General features: G+C 52.4%; 14 protein-coding genes. 6 read left to right on the top strand and 8 right to left on the bottom strand.

Going from position 1 to position 17167, the window contains the following annotated elements; translation table 11 throughout:
- Window positions 1-47 precede the first annotated feature (47 nt).
- From FW415_RS08875 to FW415_RS08860, 4 genes are all read left to right on the top strand, one after another.
- Entirely contained in the window at window positions 48-794 is a 747-nt protein-coding gene (locus FW415_RS08875) for an SDR family NAD(P)-dependent oxidoreductase (RefSeq protein WP_148383928.1), read from the top strand.
- Between the two features lie 83 nt (window positions 795-877).
- Complete coding sequence (locus FW415_RS08870; protein WP_148383926.1) at window positions 878-1903, top strand: DUF4407 domain-containing protein; 1026 nt, start codon at window positions 878-880, stop codon at window positions 1901-1903.
- 67 nt (window positions 1904-1970) lie between these two features.
- Window positions 1971-3893, top strand: a complete 1923-nt coding sequence (locus FW415_RS08865) for a DUF4139 domain-containing protein (RefSeq protein WP_148383924.1) — start codon at window positions 1971-1973, stop codon at window positions 3891-3893.
- A gap of 90 nt (window positions 3894-3983) precedes the next feature.
- Window positions 3984-4391 carry an OsmC family protein gene (locus FW415_RS08860; protein ID WP_148383923.1) on the top strand — a complete coding sequence of 136 codons (408 nt, stop codon included), beginning with the start codon at window positions 3984-3986 and terminating at the stop codon, window positions 4389-4391.
- A gap of 54 nt (window positions 4392-4445) precedes the next feature.
- On the opposite strand, the gene FW415_RS08855 is transcribed toward FW415_RS08860, so the two are convergent.
- The 5 genes from FW415_RS08855 to FW415_RS08835 form a co-directional block, all read right to left on the bottom strand.
- Complete coding sequence (locus FW415_RS08855) at window positions 4446-5066, bottom strand: SprT-like domain-containing protein (RefSeq protein WP_148383921.1); 621 nt, start codon at window positions 5064-5066, stop codon at window positions 4446-4448.
- Between the two features lie 2 nt (window positions 5067-5068).
- On the bottom strand, window positions 5069-5464 hold the full coding sequence (locus tag FW415_RS08850) for a hypothetical protein (RefSeq protein WP_148383919.1): 396 nt from the start codon (window positions 5462-5464) through the stop codon (window positions 5069-5071).
- Window positions 5454-5678, bottom strand: coding sequence for an AtpZ/AtpI family protein (locus FW415_RS08845; protein ID WP_210420850.1), 225 nt, complete (start codon window positions 5676-5678; stop codon window positions 5454-5456). The genes FW415_RS08850 and FW415_RS08845 overlap by 11 nt, the downstream gene beginning before the upstream one ends.
- Entirely contained in the window at window positions 5644-6090 is a 447-nt protein-coding gene (locus FW415_RS08840) for a polymer-forming cytoskeletal protein (protein ID WP_210420849.1), read from the bottom strand. The genes FW415_RS08845 and FW415_RS08840 overlap by 35 nt, the downstream gene beginning before the upstream one ends.
- A 95-nt stretch (window positions 6091-6185) precedes the next feature.
- On the bottom strand, window positions 6186-6587 hold the full coding sequence (locus tag FW415_RS08835) for a hypothetical protein (protein WP_148383915.1): 402 nt from the start codon (window positions 6585-6587) through the stop codon (window positions 6186-6188).
- Window positions 6588-6891: 304 nt separating this feature from the next.
- Between FW415_RS08835 and FW415_RS08830 the strand changes: the two genes are divergently transcribed.
- Both FW415_RS08830 and FW415_RS08825 read left to right on the top strand, forming a co-directional pair.
- Complete coding sequence (locus FW415_RS08830; protein WP_168208740.1) at window positions 6892-9867, top strand: tetratricopeptide repeat protein; 2976 nt, start codon at window positions 6892-6894, stop codon at window positions 9865-9867.
- 103 nt (window positions 9868-9970) lie between these two features.
- The gene (locus tag FW415_RS08825) at window positions 9971-12355 is read left to right on the top strand and encodes a penicillin-binding protein 1A (protein WP_148383911.1); all 2385 of its coding nucleotides are present in this window, start codon (window positions 9971-9973) and stop codon (window positions 12353-12355) included.
- A gap of 55 nt (window positions 12356-12410) precedes the next feature.
- Here FW415_RS08825 and FW415_RS08820 read toward each other — a convergent pair whose 3' ends face one another.
- From FW415_RS08820 to FW415_RS08810, 3 genes are all read right to left on the bottom strand, one after another.
- Complete coding sequence (locus FW415_RS08820; RefSeq protein WP_246858982.1) at window positions 12411-13355, bottom strand: M20/M25/M40 family metallo-hydrolase; 945 nt, start codon at window positions 13353-13355, stop codon at window positions 12411-12413.
- Between the two features lie 20 nt (window positions 13356-13375).
- A complete protein-coding gene (yidC, locus tag FW415_RS08815) occupies window positions 13376-15208 on the bottom strand; it encodes a membrane protein insertase YidC (RefSeq protein ID WP_148383909.1) in 1833 nt (610 codons plus the stop codon).
- Between the two features lie 162 nt (window positions 15209-15370).
- Complete coding sequence (locus FW415_RS08810) at window positions 15371-17026, bottom strand: CTP synthase (protein ID WP_148383908.1); 1656 nt, start codon at window positions 17024-17026, stop codon at window positions 15371-15373.
- Window positions 17027-17167 lie beyond the last annotated feature (141 nt).

The following is a 17167-nucleotide window of genomic DNA, read 5'->3' as shown; positions in this document are numbered from 1 at the left end:
TCACCTGCGCAAAACATGTGCAGCATCTCAAAACACAAGCAGAAAACATGCATAAACAAAAAATAGCGATAGTAACAGGCGGAGGCTCCGGCATTGGCCTGGCCATCGCCGAAAAATTCATCAGGGAGGATATTCATACGATCATTGTGGGAAGGGATGCCGGCAAGCTCGGTGCCGCAGCGGAAAAGCTTGGCGCATTATGCCAGGCGATAACATTCGACCTGAATAACTTTGCGGAAATCCCGGCGCTTGTCAGCCGCATCATCGATCAGCACGGGAAGATCGATATCCTGGTCAACAATGCGGGCATCAATATGAAAAAAGCATTCACCGAAGTGACGGACGGGGATTTTCAATCCATCCTGCAAACGAATGTCACGGCCGTGTTCGTGCTCTCCAGGGAAGTGGTCAAAAGTATGCTGCAGAACGGCGTAAAAGGCAGTATCATCAATATCAGTTCCATGGCTTCCCGGTATGGCATCCCTAAAGTCATTGCCTACACCGCCGCCAAATCGGCCATTGAAGGGATGACGAGGGCCATGGCTACGGAGCTTTCACCCGAAGGGATACGCATCAACTGCATTGCTCCCGGTTTTATTGCTACGGATATGAGCGCGAAGGCGCTGGACAGCGACCCGGAACGCAAAGCGAAAGCGCTCGGCAGAACACCGATGGGCGCACTCGGGCAACCCTCGGACATCGGGGACGCCGCCGCTTTTCTCGCCTCGGATGCCGCAAAGTACATCACGGGGGTAGTGCTTCCGGTGGATGGCGGCAACGCCATCGGGTTCTGATCCCCTTTCCCGCTTAAATCCCTATCTTTATACTTCCATCCTTATTACTGAAACATGCTTGGGGAGTAACTTAATCCAATAGTATGTTGCGTATTCGCCAATTCTTCCTGATCTGCTCCGGCGCTCACCTGCCGATGCTTCGCCGTGCACCTGCCGAAATGAACAAATACGCGGGGATCGGCGCCACTATTTTCTTTACCGGCCTGCTCGCCGCACTATCCGGCGGTTATGCGCTCTGGACCGTTTTCCAGGAGCCTTGGGCTGCTGTGCTGTTCGCCATCGTATGGGGACTGATGATCTTTAACCTCGACCGGTATATTGTTTCCAGCATGCGAAAGCGGGACAGGTTCGGGCAGGAGCTGTGGATAGCTTTGCCGCGTGTGGTCCTGGCCGTGCTGATCGCCATCGTCATCTCCAAACCGCTGGAGCTGAGGGTATTCGACAAGGAGATCCGCGCCGAGCTGGTGATCATGGAACAGCAGAAATTCCGCGCGCAGGAAGAAAAAGTAGGGGAACGCTACGCAGCGCGCAGCCAGGAGATCAAAAGCCGTTTACAGATATTACAGGAGGAGATAAGGTTGCAGGCCGCCCGGCGGGACACGCTGATGCTGCTGGCGCAACAGGAGGCTGACGGCACCGGAGGATCGCGCATCCGGAACCTGGGACCGATCTACAAGGCCAAAAAAGCCGATGCGGACAGTGCCGGCGTGGCATTGGAAGCACTGCAACAAAGATATGCCCTGCTCAACAGGGAACTGGCACAGGTAGATTCTTCCGTAACATCCGGCATCAATCAGCTGGAAAGGGGCAGCCTGGACGGGTTTGCCTCCCGCCTGGACGCTCTTGGCACCCTCACCCGCAACAGCACCCCCATCCGCTGGGCCAACTGGTTCATCATGCTGCTGTTCATTGCCATTGAAACAGCGCCCGTTTTCGTGAAACTGATCTCGCCGCGCGGGCCGTATGACGACTTGCTGGAACAGCACGAATACAGCTTTACCATGTTCAGGAAAGAGCGCAAGGCCATGCTCGGCATGGACACCGAAGAACGCATCGCAAAACGGAAGGCGGAAAGTGAGCAAAGCGTGAAACAGACCGCGTTTACCTGATCCGGCAATATTTTTTTGCAGATTTATGGAATAGGGGGAAAAACAGCATCCTGCCATAAATCCTCGTATGAAAACATACCTTACGCTGCTGCTTGCCGTATTGTCCTTTCACGGAAATGCACAAACGAAAAAACAAACGGTATTATCGAAGATCGATAAAGTGACCGTTTTCATGCAGGGAGCGCAGGTCATGCGCTCCGCCAATACGGCTATCCCAGCCGGTACCACCACGCTTGTATTCCCGCAGATATCTCCCGAACTGGAGGAAAAGAGCATCCAGGTGCAGGGCCAGGGGGCTTTCACCATCCTGTCGGTTTCCCGGGAAAGGAATTATCTCCGCGGCCAGGCCCCGGATGAGGAGATCGAAAAACTGAAACAGCAACAGACCGTACTGGAGGAAAAAGTAGCCCGGGAAAAGGCCCGCCAGAAAGTCTTTGCCCAGGAAGAAGCGATGCTGACGAAGAACCAGGACCTCCGGGGCACCAACACCGGCCTCAAAACGCAGGACCTCCGGGAAGCGCTGGACTTCCAGCGTGCCCGGCTTTCAGAGATACTGGAACAGCAGATCAGCATCGACAAGCATATCACACAGCTCAACAACGGCATCAGCCGCCTCCTGGCCCAGCAAAAGGTGCTGATGGCCGTGAAGGACAGTTCCACCAGCGACCTGCTCATCACCGTCCTGTCCAAAGAAAACATCAACGGAAAGCTTACCCTCAGTTATATGGTGAAGAACGCCGGATGGTACCCCAGTTATGACCTGCGGGTGGAGAGCATCAGCCAGCCGATGGACCTGGCCTATAAAGCCAATGTATTCCAGCAATGCGGAGAGGAATGGAAAAATGTGAAGCTGAGCCTCTCCAGCGGCAACCCCTCCGAAAGCGGGCTGAAACCGGAATTGCAACCCTGGCTGATGCGCACCTTCTATAGCCGGCAGGAAATGATGGCTGCGCAGATGCGACAGAGCAGCATGGGCAGGAACGAAGTACGGGGACGGATATACGATGAAAACAACAATCCCCTCCCCAATGTAAGCATCACCATCCCCGGGCGCACCATCGGCACCATATCCCGCGAGAACGGGGAATTCAGCCTGCAACTGCCGCCGGATGCCCAAACGCTGAAAGTGAACTATATCGGGTACGAGCCGCAGGAAGTACGGCTGACCGGGAATGACATCAACATACGCCTGCAGCCGGCCGCGCAAGCGCTGGAAGAAGTAGTGGTAATGGGGTACGGTGTACAGAAAAAGGCCGACATGACCGGCAGCCTCCAAGGCAACGTATCCGGAGTACGCATCAGAGGTACAGCGTCAGCACCGGCGCCGCCGAAGCTCAAACAGCAATCGGAGGTCCCGCTGGAAGTGAATACCACCTTCCACAGCACCAGCGTTCATTTCGATATCGCCACCGCCTATACGATCCCTTCAGATGGCAAACCCTACACCGTGAATATCATGGAAAAAGAAGTGCCCGCCCACTACGAATATCATTCCGCGCCCAAAATAGACCTTTCCGCCTACCTCCTGGCGGGCATCACGGACTGGGAACAGCTCAACCTGCTGGAAGGCGAAACAAGCATCTACTTTGAAGGCACCTACCTGGGCAAATCCCTGCTCAACCTGCAAACGGCATCGGACACCCTGTTCGTTTCCCTCGGAAAAGATAAAGGCATCGTGATCAACCGCAGCCTGCAGAAAGGTTTCTCGAAAAGCCAGTACCTGGGCAGCAACCACATCGTGGCCCGCAACTGGGAGATCAGCGTGCGCAACAACAAACGCGAACCCGTACGCGTATTCCTGGAAGATCAGCTGCCCATATCCGTTCAGCGCGAAGTGGAGATCAGCAAAACGGAATACCCCGGCGCCGTGCTGGACGAAGCTACGCAGAAAGTGACCTGGGACCTGAACATTGCCGCCAGGGAAGAAAAGAAAACGAACCTGCAATATGTGGTGAAATATCCGAAAGGCCGTGTGATAAACCTGGACTGATACGGTCAAGGTCCGTTTATCCCGCAACCTCCCGCCCCCCGGTGGGAGGTTTTTGTTTATCCCCCCAAGTTTGCGTACATTAAACATATTATGCAAATACACATCAAAACAATCCACGACAGCAGTGCCGCAGCAGGCTGGGCTGGCCCCCGCAGCCTGGTGATCGACCGTACGCCGCGTACCGGCGGGCTGGGTATAGGTTTCAGCGGGGAAGAACTGTTCATGATGTCCATCGGCGCCAGCATCTGTAACGACCTGTTCCGGGAAGCCGCCAATCTGGAACTGGAGATCTCCGATGTGGAGATCATCATCAACGGGGACTGGAGCGGCGAGCCGGCGCATGCGCGCAATATCCGGTATGATGTTAAAGTGCATTCCTCCGCGCCGCGGGAAAAGATCGAGGAAATGGTGCGTTTTATCGACCAGGTGGCCGAGATACCGCACTCATTGCGTGTAGGCACTCCGGTGAAACTGAATACGATCAATATCGTTCAATGATTTTGGCGGGAGGCTTGCCTGTCCAGGTACAAACCCGCTTTCAAGGCAAACCGGTTACTCACTCACCAGCTCCACTTCGTACACCGGGCTGAAGAGATACACCTTGCCTGACGGCACCTCCTCGCAACGGAAACGTTTGCGGACCCGTTCTCCTTTGCGGAAAACCCGCCCGTCCTTTGTTCTGAACAACTGCCCCGCCGGCAGCTGCTCCACCAGGTAATGATTTTCCTTCCGCCGGTCGTACTGCTTTAAAACGCGCATCAGCGCCTCATCCGCACAGGAACTGGCGGCAGGGTTATGCAAACTTTCCCGCACCGCGGCTTCCACATCATGCGGCATATACTGTTTGCCCACAAATTCCTTCAGGATCAGTCCATATTCCTGTTTCCACTCCTTCCCATGCGCGGAAACCCTGTGCCCGTATTTGATAAAGGTCACCAGGTGGGCGATCTCGTGCAGGAGCGTCAGCAGGAAAGCATACTTATTCAACCCGCCATTGATGCTGATGCGGTGCCCCTTGTTCTCATAGGGATGGCGGTAATCGCCCAGCACGCTCTGCCGTTCGCGGGTAATGGTAAGATGTACTTTGAATTGGGTAATATAGGCGATCACCTGCTCAAAGGTCCCCTCTGGCAGATAGCCGGCCAATGCCTGTAAAGGAGCTTCCTGCTTCAATGTCAATACTTCTTTTGCTTGATGCTGGTACGGTACAGGTGCATGGTTTCGAACACCGTGTACACGAGGTAAAAGAACATTAATAAAAAGATGGTGGCTTTGCTCACCGTACTGCGGTTAACCATAACATAAACAACGATGCCTGTTGCGCAGAGCATCAGTTTAGCCAGGGTGGAGGCATATACCGAACGGACGAAGACATTCGGATTGTCGGCTTTCATGCCTTTCCGGTTAAGGGAATAACTGATAAAAGTGATCAGCGCCAGCGCAATATTGCCGGCCACCAGCACCTCGAAGTGCACTCCCAGTGCCTGCTGAAGCCAGCCTTTAAGAAAGAACAGGGCGGCAGTGATCAGTCCGGATACAACTGCCAGCCAGAGAATGAATTTATCGGTCATGCTTGCTGGTATCTTTAACGATTTGCCACAAAAGTAGCGCTAAAGCCAGTAAGGACAAAATGATCATGAAAAGCGGGAAACGCATGCCGGTCCACTGGTCCAGCAGGTGTCCCAGCCACAGGGACAAACCTATGGCCGCCAGCATCTGGAACGCCAGCCCGGCGTACTTCCAGAGCGAATTATACGGTTTCTTCCTGGATGAAGGATCTGTCATGACGGGTATCAGCATGATTATCCGCCGCGGTACCGATCTGCGGAGCTTCCGCAGGGTCCATATAGCAGCGGCCGTTGAACTTCACGGTAGGCTCCATCTCGAAATGCGTGGTATATATGTCGCCTTTGATCGCCGCATTGCCTTTCAGGAACAACAGATCATCCACCTTGATGATGCCTGTCACCTTGCCCAGGATATCCGCGCTCTGGCACACCAGATCGCCCGTGATCTCCCCTTCAGGGCCCACCACGATCTTCGCTTTTGTGGATACCAGGCCATTCACCTGACCGTCTATGCGGATGTCTCCCTCACACACAATATCGCCCTGGATAGAGGTGCCATTCCCAATGAGATTGATGTTGGATGTAGGCATGATGCTCTTGCCATCGCCTTTCTTGTTCTGGTTAAACATAGGTGAAAAGGTTTTTCAGTTTTGAAAGATACGGGTGTAAGATAGTAAATAAATAAAATATATGTTGTTTAATCATTAAATCTTTGGCAGCGAACTTAATATGTACTGTTATCCACTTTCGGCACCTTCAGCATGGTCGTATCCAGTTTGATATCCCCGCTGATCACATTCTTCAGGTTCTCCAGGTACCGGTCCCGCGTAGAAATAGCCCGCTCCAGGGAATCCGCTTTCATCCGTAACTGCATGAATTCCTTCCGCTGTTTCAAATCGCCATATCCCGGAATATAATATCGCAAAGGCGTAAACACCACAGTAGCTACCGTAATGGCCACCAGCAGCACAAACAGCGTGCTGAGCGCAACATACACGCTCATGCGGGACAACCGGAATGCAGTCACCTCCTCATACGTGTCGTCGTTCATGATCACCAGCCGGTACTTGTGGTTCAACCTGTCAAGATTCCTGCCGCCTCCTTTATTTCTGTCGTCTGAAGCCATTATGCGTTAAAATTACGAATGGATTGTAAAGATTAAAGAAATTATGCAATTATCCGCCAAAAATCGTAATGGATTCATTACAAATCCCGCCGGGATGTAAAGATTAAAGAAAAAATGCAATTATCCATCAAAAAATCCTTAATTCGCAGTTCGGTTCAACGTCCTTTTTATACGCCGGGCTGAGAAAAAAATTATCCTATCTTTAAAATATTTATTTCGATAATACAGTTTATATAGTAGTTTTTATTGACCCTGGCTTTACATGAATCATTATAGATCCTTATTGATACGTGCCTGTGTGCTGATGTTGATATGTTGTTCGGGAACGATGGCCGTATTCGGGCAAAACCAGTCAACGGACAAACCGGCTAAAGTAGAGGACCGCCGTCCACCTTCCGAAAAAATGGCCGAAAAGCCCTTTACCATCAAGCGCAAGCTGGTGCAAAACACCGTTACCCGCTATAATTACTACTATCATGCAAAACTGAAGCTCGAAGGCGTACTGAAAGCGATCAACACTCAGCGCCAGGATAACTATAACGTATTCCTCCCCTTCTATCCCTTTACGATCGACAAGCTGAACCTGGATATGAACGAGCTGGACTCCGTGATCCAGAAAGCGTCCGTAGCCGTACAGATACACGATCCCCGCGGAAGCTGGATAGACGACTGCTACCTGCTGGTGGGCAAAGCTTATTATTACAAGGGCGATATGGAAAACGCCAACACCACTTTCCAGTACATCAACGCCACTTTTGCCCCGAAAAAGAAATCCGAATACAATACCGTGGTAGGCCGGAGCGAAGACTCGCGGATATCCATCGCCACAGAAGAAAAACATAAGACCTGGTTCAGCCGTTTCCGCCATAAATCCGCCCGCAACGATGCCTTTTTATGGCAGGCACGCACTTTCCTGGAACAGCGGAAACACGACGAAGCGCAATCCCTGCTCAATATCCTCGAAGAAGATCCGAATTTCCCCCGGCGCCTCGATGGTCAGCTGGCGGAAATACAAGCCTATCGCTTCTACAAGCAGGGAATGTATGCGGAAACAATAGACCCGCTGCGGGAAGCCATCCGCAAAAGCCGCGGTAACCGCGACCAGAAAGCACGCATGAGCTTCATTCTCGGCCAGATTTATGCCTCCCGGAACGTATTGGATTCCGCCATGGAAGCCTTCCGGGATGTGATCGCCTATAAACCCGATGCCATCATGGATTTCAACGCCCGGGTGCAGATCGCCCGCGCCAACGTGAAAGCCAGCGGCGGCGGACTGGATCAAAGCCTGGCCGCATTGCAGAAAATGCTGCGCAAAGAGCGCTTTATCCCCTTCCGCGATGCCATTTACTACAATATGGCGGTCATCAGCGCCAACGAACGCCCGGAACTGGCCCTGGAATACCTGCACAAAGGCCTCAAGGTGGAAAGCGCCAACATGCTGCAGAAAACACTGACCTTCAAAGGCATTGCCGATATCCACTATTTCCGCAAAGATTACCTGACCGCCCAGCAGTATTACGACAGCACGGCGGCCATTATGGGACCGGAGTTTGAGGACGCGGAGCTGGTCAACACCCGCAAGGAAGTGCTCACGGAAGTAGCCGCCGCCATAGCGCTGATCCGCCAGGAAGACAGCCTGCAGCGGATCGCCGCGCTCCCCCCGGCGGAACGCGATTCCCTGCTGGCCCGGCAGGTCACCGCACTGCGCACCGCAAAAGCGCCGCCGGCAAAAGGCCGCAGGAACGAGAACAGGTCATCCCGGACACTGAACAATAATCCCTCCGGCGACCCTTTTTCCATGGCCGGCAAAGACGAAGGAGGCCAATGGTATTTTTATAATGCCGCCAGCAAATCCACCGGCTACTCCGAATTCAGGCGCCGCTGGGGCAGCCGCCAGCTGACGGACGACTGGCGCAGAAGCCAGGGAGCCCCCATCGGCCAGGTACCCGGCCAACCCGCAGCCACCGAAGAAACCGCACCGGAAGATCTGGCAACCGCCATCGACCGCCTGCCTGCCGATAGCATCAACGTTGCCACACTGGCAGTGAACCTGCCCGTTACCCCGGAAAAACTTGAAGTTTCCCGCAACAGGCAAATGGATGCCTGGTTCGATCTGGGCAAACTGTACCACGACAAGCTGGATAATCCACGCGAGGCCATCGCCGCCTACGATACGCTGCTGGACCGCTTTCCGGACAACCCGCGCCAGGCGGAAGTGGTGTACTCCCTGTATGTGTGGCATGACAAGCTCAGCCATACCCGCGAAGCCGCACATTACAAGCAGATGCTGCTGACCAGGTTTGCCAACAGCAACTTCGCCGGCATCCTGCTGCATGGCTCACCCAAAGATGAAAGCGTGGAAAAAAGGAATGCGGTCAGCGCCGTTTACGACTCCGCTTACATGGCCTACCTTACCGGCCGCTACGATACCGTATTTACCCTGAAACACATGGCGGACTCCGTGTTCGGCTTCACCTCCATGCAGCCGCGCTTCGATCTGCTGGAGGCCATGACCATTATCAAAACAGGCACCGAAGAAGAAGGCAAAGCCGCTATTGAGGCTGTCATTAAAAAATATCCCGGAGAAGATGCCATACTCGCTCAGGCTACAGCCATCCGGAACGTGCTGAACAACAAACAGCAGATCGTGGACTACCTCGGCAACCTGGAAGTAGCCAGGGATAATACATCCGTAACACGGATCGATGAGAACGTGTCCATCCGTTACCCCTGGCAGCGGCAACAGCAGACCTTGCAGCCGGTGCCGGATTCCGCGGCCATAGCGGCAAACAAACCAGCTACAGACTCCGCCGGCAATGCCCTGAAAGCACCGGGAGATTCCGCCGCCATCGCCGTAACGCCTCCTCCCCCGCCGCCACCGCCGGTAACGCCGTACAAACTGGGCGATGAGAAGGCCGCCATCCCGCATTTTGTGGTCATGTATTTCGACCGGGTGTCCAAAGTACTGCTGGATGAAGCGCTGGCACAATTCTCCAAATACAATGCGGAGAAACATGCAGCAGACAAGGTGGAAACCAGCAGCTTCGCGCTGACACCAACGGACATCATGGTCATTTTCCGGCTGTTCCCGTCAGAGGAAATCGCACTGAATTACTTCGATGAAATATCCAAAGCGGCATCGACTGTAATTATTCCAAGAATAAAACCCACTGAGTATAAATTCTTTATCATTTCCCGGGACAATTTCATTCTGTTAAATAATACCAAAGATCTCACCGGCTACCGCAAATTCTTTGATAACAACTACATAACGGAATAATATTTGCGATAAAAATGGCTGCTGACGGGTGAAGCACGCCCAGTACCGGAAATACCGGCAATTTTAGATAATTTAGCAGCAGACTGTTTAGAAAAATATACTGATGAAAAAATCCGTAAAGTTATTGTGGATAGTGTTCGGCGGAGGGGTAACCCTCTTTCTGGTCCTTATCCTCCTGATCAATCTCCGCATTATCGGGCATATGCCCAGTATTGAGGAGTTGGAAAATCCCCGTACCGCCCTGGCTTCTACCGTGTATGCGGAAGATGGCACCATCATGGGCAAATATTTGCAGGTAGACCGTTCAAATATTGATTATAAAGATATTTCCAAAAATGTGATCAATGCCCTGCTGGCTACGGAAGACCGCCGCTTCTACGATCATTCAGGCATCGATGCCAAAGGCACCCTGGCCATCCCGTTCTATCTCATGGTCGGGAAAAAACGCGGTTCCAGCACCATTTCCCAGCAGCTGGCCCTGAACCTGCAGCAGGACGGAGAGGGCAAACAACGCTCCCGCAACACCTTCGTACGCGCATTCCAGAAGCTCTCCGAATGGGTGATCGCCATTAAACTGGAAAGGAATTTTACCAAGGAAGAGATACTGACGTTGTATCTGAACACAGTGGCGTTCGGCGACAATGTGTACGGTATCGAGAACGGGGCAAGGACCTTCTTCAGCAAAGAACCCAGCCGCCTCAGCATCGAAGAGGCCGCCGTGCTGGTGGGCATGCTCAAAGGCGTTACCCAATACAATCCGCGGAGAAATCCCCAGATGTCCCGCGACCGGCGCAATACCGTGATCGAGAATATGGTGGATGAAGGATATATCACCCGCGCCGAAGGCGATGCCGCCAAAAACAAACCCATCGTTTTAAGATATAATAAACTCGATCATAACAAAGGCCTGGCACCCTATTTCCGGGAAGTGCTGCGCGGTGAACTGAAAGCCTGGTGCAAGGACCATAAAAAAGCCGATGGTACGGAATATAATCTGTACCGGGACGGGCTGAAGATCTACACCACCATCAACCCGCGCATGCAGATATATGCCGAACAAGCGGTAGCCAGGCACCTGAAGGACCTGCAAAAATCCTTCTACGCGCAATCCAACATCAAATCCGGCAAGGTGTGGGACAAACGCCAGTCCGATCTGAACCGGTTCATGAAAGATTCAGAGCGTTACCGGCAAATGAAGGAAGATGAAGCATCCGATGAGGATATTGAAAAAGCTTTCAATACCCCCACCAAAATGCAGGTGTTCGCATGGCGCAGTTTTACCGATCCTGAAATGAACGAGATCGATACTGTGATGACGCCAATGGACTCCATCCGCTATTCCCGCGCCGTATTGCAGGCCGGATTTATGGCGATGGACCCTGAAAGCGGGGAAGTCAAAGCCTGGGTAGGCGGTCCCGATTTCCGCTATTTCAAGAATGATCACGTTATCAGAACACAACGCCAGGTAGGGTCTACTTTCAAACCCTTCCTCTACTGCTTTGCACTGATGAACGGCATCGGCCCCAATACCATGTTACCCAACGAACCGGTGACCATAGGTAACTGGACGCTCAGCCGCAACTCCGAAGGCAGCGTAGGCGGTTCCATTTCCATGGCCGGCGCCCTCGCCAAATCGCTCAACCTGGTCAGCGCCTATCTTATCAAGCAGATGACCGCCAAAGCATTCGCGGACTTTGCCAACAGCAAGATCGGCTTCTCCAAAAAGATCGATCCCTACCCCTCCATTGCGCTGGGTACTTCCGAACTTTCGTTATACGATATGCTGCGCGCCTACACCATGTTCCCCGCCCGCGGCGTCATCACCAAACCGATATACATCACCCGTATTGAAGACCGCAACGGCAACATCCTGGAAACCTTCGTACCGGAAAAAAGGGAAGTGATCAGTGAAAATGATTCCTACACCATGGTGAAAATGATGGAAGGCGTTACGCAAAGCGGCGGTACCGGCGCACGCCTGCGCTTCCGTTACAATATCCCCGGTGAAATAGGCGGCAAAACCGGTACTACCAACGATAATACGGATGGCTGGTTTATTGGTTACACTCCGCAGATACTGGCAGGCTCATGGGTAGGTTGCGAGAACAACTACCTCCGCTTCAACACCACCGCAATGGGACAGGGCGCCAATACCGGCCTGCCCATCTGGGCGCTCTTCATGCAGAAAGTGTATGCGGACAAAACACTGGGCATCGACCCGAAATCCACTTTCCCCATCCCCGCCAATTTGCGCAACGATCTGTACTTTAATTACGAATCCAACGTACAACCGGGCGCTGAAGCAGAGGATGTGGGCAATGGCGCTGCCAGCGACTATGAAACGATCGATCTGAGAGACTACGGCGAACCGGTTCAGGAAACAACGCCACCGGCAAAGGATACGCAGAAAGGGAAAGAGAAGAAAAAAGAGGATGAAAAGGAAAGAAACCCGAAAGCACTGATGCCCAAGCCGATCAAAAATAACTAAAATAAAAAAACGAGGTGGGTCATATGATCCACCTCGTTTTTTTATTCAGACGGTATTATTTCACCTCCGCATAATTCAGTTTCTGATACCCCATGGCCCGGTTGATCAATTCGATCGCAATACGCAGTATTCCGGCTTCCGCCACTGCTTCCAGCTTCGGCACATCGTCAGTAGGCTTGTGATAATCATCGTGCCCGCCCGTATGCAGGAACAGCACCGGCACTCCGGCCATATAAAAACTGTGATGGTCCGAGCCGCCTTTACCTGCAGCATCGGTGAAGAATTTCACATCGCCGGTCACTCCCTTGAATATTGCCGGCCATTCCTCCGCCGTGCCGTATCCGCCAATGCCCACTCCGCGCTCCGGATTGTAACGGCCGATCATATCCATGTTCAGCATGAAATGAATATTGGCCAGTGAATCCACGGGGTGCTTCACATAGTATTTCGATCCCTGCAATCCCAGCTCTTCCCCGCCGAAGGCGATGAACATGAAATTGAAGTTCTCCCGTTCGCTGTTCTCTGTATAATACCGCGCCAGTTCCAGCAATCCGGCCACACCGGAAGCGTTATCGTCCGCACCGTTGTGTATCTGCCCTACCGGGTATTTGCCATCGAAGAGACCGCCGCGGCCGAGATGATCGTAATGCGCACCGATAACGATCGTATATGCGGCCCCGTTATCGAGATACCCGATCACATTCCTGCTTTTCAGACCGGTATGTTTGCCCCGGTCGAATGTAAAATCCTGGAACCACATGTCGTGGTTACCCGGCACCAGCCCGATCTTTGCGAATTGCTGCTTTACGTACCGGGCCGCTTTTTCTCCCCCTTTCTCTCCGGTGCCGCGCCCTTTCAACCTGTCTGACGCCAGGTAGTTCACCGTCTGCGTAATGCGTGTTGCGGAAGGCAGATAATCCTGTGCATAACCGGAAAGCCCGGCCAGTAATAATGTCGCTAAAAATATCCTTCTCATGTCCTGCAAAAGCAAAGGCTCCATTTTGGGTGGAGCCTTTTTGTTTATTTCTTTTTCTGTTGTTGTTTCTGCATTTCCTGCTGCCGCTTCTGCATCTCCGCAAGCCGTTCTCCCCACTTGGATGTTTTGGCAGGCTTCAGCTTGTTCGCCTGGATCTTCGCATGGATCTTGTCGTGGTTGATGATGAACGTCTGGATCACCCACTGCAGCAGGATACTGATCACATTACTCAGGAAGTAATAATAGGTCAGCGCCGCGGCCATGCTGTTAAAGATACCGAGCAGCATCACGGGGAATACATATGGCATGTATTTCATCACGGGATTGCTCTGGTCCGTCATACCGCGATTGTAGAATGCGAGCACAAGGCTGGTCAGTGTCATCAGGATGGTGAATAAACTGATGTGATCGCCGTACAGCGGTATGGTAAAACCGAAGTTGTAGATGGAATCGTAGGTGGAAAGGTCTTTCGCCCACAGGAAACTTTCCTGCCGCAGCTCAATGGAAGAGGGGAAGAAAGAGTACATCGCCACGAGGATCGGCAGCTGCAAAAGCGCGGGCAAACAACCTCCCAGCGGGTTCACACCGGCGCTGCGGAAGAGTTTCATCTGCTCCATGCCAAATGCCTGCTGATCATCTTTGTGTTTCGCGCGCAATTCATCCAGTTCCGGCTTCAGCACTTTCATCTTGGCAGCCGAAACATAACTCTGGTAGGTGAAAGGAGCGATGATCAGGCGGATGAAAATGGTGAGCAGCAGGATGATGAGGCCATAATTGCTGGTCAGTCCGCCCAGGAAGTTGAACACCGGGATGATGATCCACTTGTTGACATATTTTACAAAAGCAAAGATGCCGGTGCCGAGCGGGATGATCTTTTCCAGCTCGATATCCATTGCTTTCAGTGTTTTGTAGTGGTTGGGACCGTAATACACTTCCATCGGGAAGCTATAAGCTGCGGCACCGTTGTAGGGGATGGCCAGGGTGGTCATGTTCTGCCCAACGATGTTGCCGCTTTCCGGCACTTTGGTGTTGATCTCCGCGCTGGCGAAGTTCTCTTTTCGGGCCAGCATGGTGATATTGAAGAACTGCTGCTTGAAGCTCACCCATTGCAGCGGCCTTTCCAGCTTTTCCTGGGAACGGTTCTGCAGGGTGAAATAATCATGCTCCTTATCCGCGAAACGGTAATGCACCTGGTTATTGAGGCGCTCCTGGTTCATGTCATGCTCCTGGCGGTTGGCCTGGCTGTTCCATTGCAGGCTGATATTGCCCTTGGGCAAGGTGTTCTGCAACCCGACCATATTGATGGTAAAATCCACCAGGTAGCTGCCGGGTTTGATGGTATAAACATATTCCAGGTACTGCCCGGGCTGATCGGTAGTCAGGCGGTAGCTGACCGTTTTGCTGCCATCCCCGCCTTCCTGGATGTTGCCGGGTGTAAAGAAAACATCAGAGGTATTCAGTTCCTGGTTATTGTTCAACGGTATTTTCAGACCTGTTCTGTTAAAGGAACCGGACTGGAGGAAAAGCGGCTGGCCTTCCGAGGTCTTGAATTCCTTCAGCTCGATGGTCTTTGGCTCACCGCCTTTGTTGGTCAATACGATCCTGAGCAACTCGTTTTCCAGCACCTGGGTCTGCTCCGCGCCGATGGCGGCGGCGGCAAATGAACCATATTCGGTGCTCAGGCGGGCTGAATCCGGTACAGGGGAGGAAGCCGTATCTGTTCTGACCTGCTGGTCCTTCGGCTTGTTCAGGTTGGCAATGGAATCCTGACGGGCTTTTTCCAGTCTTGCTTCCGTAGTCGTCTTTTGATTCCAGAAAATATATCCGATCAGCAAAGCTCCTAACAGTACAAAACCAATGACCGAGTTTCTATCCATGTCGAAAATTAAAATTTAAGGAGCAAAGGTAATATATAAGGCAGAATGATGTACGATTTCTGCCAGACGAAACCGAAAAGTTCTATCTGGTGGCTAAGTTATTGATAATCACCAAACAGAAGGTCCCTCCTGGCAGAAATTCCATGTTATGCATAAGTATTTCTAATCATGTACCACTTTCTCTTCCGCCTGGCGGGTCTTGCCGTTCCTGCTTTCAGCAAAGTTCTTGGCGGCATGAATGAAGCTGACGAAGATGGGAGCGGGACTTTCCACGGTGCTTTTCAGCTCCGGGTGGAACTGGCCTCCGATAAAGAAGGGATGGGTGGGCAGTTCGATCATTTCCACCAGTCCGGTTTCCGGGTTTTTCCCGGAAGCGGTCAGGCCGCCCTGTTCCATCTGGTCCAGGAAGTCGTTATTGAATTCATAACGATGGCGGTGGCGTTCGCTGATGGTGCTGGCGCCGCCGTATATGGCCGAGGCTTGCGAACCGGGCTTCAGGTCGCAGGTATAGGCGCCCAGGCGCATGGTCCCTCCTTTTTTGGTGACCTTTTTTTGCTCCTCCATGAGGCTGATCACCGGGTAAGGGGTTTCGGGATTCATTTCGGTAGAATGGGCTTCCCGCAGGCCGAGCACATTGCGGGCGTATTCTACAACGGCCATTTGCATGCCCAGGCAGATGCCGAAGAACGGCAGGTTATTTTCCCGGGCGTACTGGATAGCCGTGATCTTGCCTTCAATGCCACGGTGACCGAAGCCTGGCGCAACCAGCAGGCCATCGAGGTTCTTCAGTTTTTCGCAGACGTTTTCAGGCGTAATATGCTCGGAATGAATATTCTGTACGATCACTTTGCATTCGTTCACCGCACCGGCATGTATAAAGGATTCCAGGATGGATTTATAGGCATCCTGCAATTCCACGTATTTGCCGATAAGGCCGATCGTTACTTTTGTTTTCGGATATTTCAGCTTGTCCAGGAACTCCCGCCATTTCACCAGCTCAGGTTCCTTTTCGATGGGCAGGTTAAGCTTTTTCAGGCAGATCACATCCAGCTTCTCCCGCATCATTTCCAGCGGCACTTCATAGATGGTGCCCACGTCATTCGCTTCTATCACCGCATCTACCTGTACATTACAGAACAATGCGATCTTTTTCTTCAGTTCGCGGTACATCGGCTCTTCCGTACGGCAGACGATGATATCCGGATGTACGCCATTCTCACTCAGCAATCTCACAGAATGCTGTGTGGGTTTGGTTTTCAGCTCTTTTGCCGCACGCAGGTAAGGAATGAGGGTGAGGTGCACCACCAGGCAATCCTCTTCACCCAGTTCCCACTGCAGCTGGCGTACCGCTTCAATGTAAGGGAGGGATTCGATGTCACCCACGGTACCGCCCAGCTCCGTGATAATGATATCATACTTGCCGTCCTTTCCCAGCAGGAGGATGCGGCGCTTGATCTCGTCTGTAATATGCGGGATCACCTGTACGGTTTTCCCAAGGTAAGCGCCTTCACGCTCCTTGTTGATGACAGTCTGATAGATACGGCCGGTGGTCACGTTGTTGGCCTGTGAAGTAGGGGTATTGAGGAAACGCTCATAATGGCCCAGATCCAGGTCTGTTTCGGCGCCATCTTCGGTTACATAACATTCCCCGTGTTCATAGGGGTTTAGTGTTCCCGGATCCACATTGATGTACGGATCAAACTTCTGAATTGTCACTCTGAAGCCTCGTGCCTGCAATAGTTTAGCGAGGGACGCTGCTATAATTCCTTTACCCAATGAGGAAGTAACACCTCCCGTAACGAAGATATATTTTGCCATAAAAACTAAGTTCCCAGAAATTTACTTGACCTAAAGAGGAAGTGCTGCCGGACTAAATTTGGTGTATCCTGTCAAGTAATTTACTTCCGTAAGGTCATGCAAAGTTACACAAATTTGCCTCGCTCCCAAGTCTATTTTTCC

It is taken from the genome of Chitinophaga sp. XS-30, assembly GCF_008086345.1.
Classification (GTDB): Bacteria; Bacteroidota; Bacteroidia; order Chitinophagales; family Chitinophagaceae; genus Chitinophaga.
The sequence above is the reverse complement of the archived record's forward strand: the minus strand, read 5'-3'. Positions and strand labels throughout refer to the sequence as shown.

Excerpts from the sequence above, each read along its gene's own strand:
- FW415_RS08865 (WP_148383924.1), top strand. The coding sequence starts at position 1,971 with ATGAAAACATACCTTACGCTGCTGCTTGCCGTATTGTCCTTTCACGGA.
- FW415_RS08875 (WP_148383928.1), top strand. The coding sequence starts at position 48 with ATGCATAAACAAAAAATAGCGATAGTAACAGGCGGAGGCTCCGGCATT.
- FW415_RS08860 (WP_148383923.1), top strand. The coding sequence starts at position 3,984 with ATGCAAATACACATCAAAACAATCCACGACAGCAGTGCCGCAGCAGGC.
- FW415_RS08830 (WP_168208740.1), top strand. The coding sequence starts at position 6,892 with ATGTTGATATGTTGTTCGGGAACGATGGCCGTATTCGGGCAAAACCAG.
- FW415_RS08850 (WP_148383919.1), bottom strand. The coding sequence starts at position 5,464 with ATGACCGATAAATTCATTCTCTGGCTGGCAGTTGTATCCGGACTGATC.
- FW415_RS08870 (WP_148383926.1), top strand. The coding sequence starts at position 878 with ATGTTGCGTATTCGCCAATTCTTCCTGATCTGCTCCGGCGCTCACCTG.
- FW415_RS08820 (WP_246858982.1), bottom strand. The coding sequence starts at position 13,355 with ATGGAGCCTTTGCTTTTGCAGGACATGAGAAGGATATTTTTAGCGACA.
- FW415_RS08825 (WP_148383911.1), top strand. The coding sequence starts at position 9,971 with ATGAAAAAATCCGTAAAGTTATTGTGGATAGTGTTCGGCGGAGGGGTA.
- FW415_RS08840 (WP_210420849.1), bottom strand. The coding sequence starts at position 6,090 with ATGTTTAACCAGAACAAGAAAGGCGATGGCAAGAGCATCATGCCTACA.
- yidC (WP_148383909.1), bottom strand. The coding sequence starts at position 15,208 with ATGGATAGAAACTCGGTCATTGGTTTTGTACTGTTAGGAGCTTTGCTG.
- FW415_RS08835 (WP_148383915.1), bottom strand. The coding sequence starts at position 6,587 with ATGGCTTCAGACGACAGAAATAAAGGAGGCGGCAGGAATCTTGACAGG.
- FW415_RS08810 (WP_148383908.1), bottom strand. The coding sequence starts at position 17,026 with ATGGCAAAATATATCTTCGTTACGGGAGGTGTTACTTCCTCATTGGGT.
- FW415_RS08845 (WP_210420850.1), bottom strand. The coding sequence starts at position 5,678 with ATGACAGATCCTTCATCCAGGAAGAAACCGTATAATTCGCTCTGGAAG.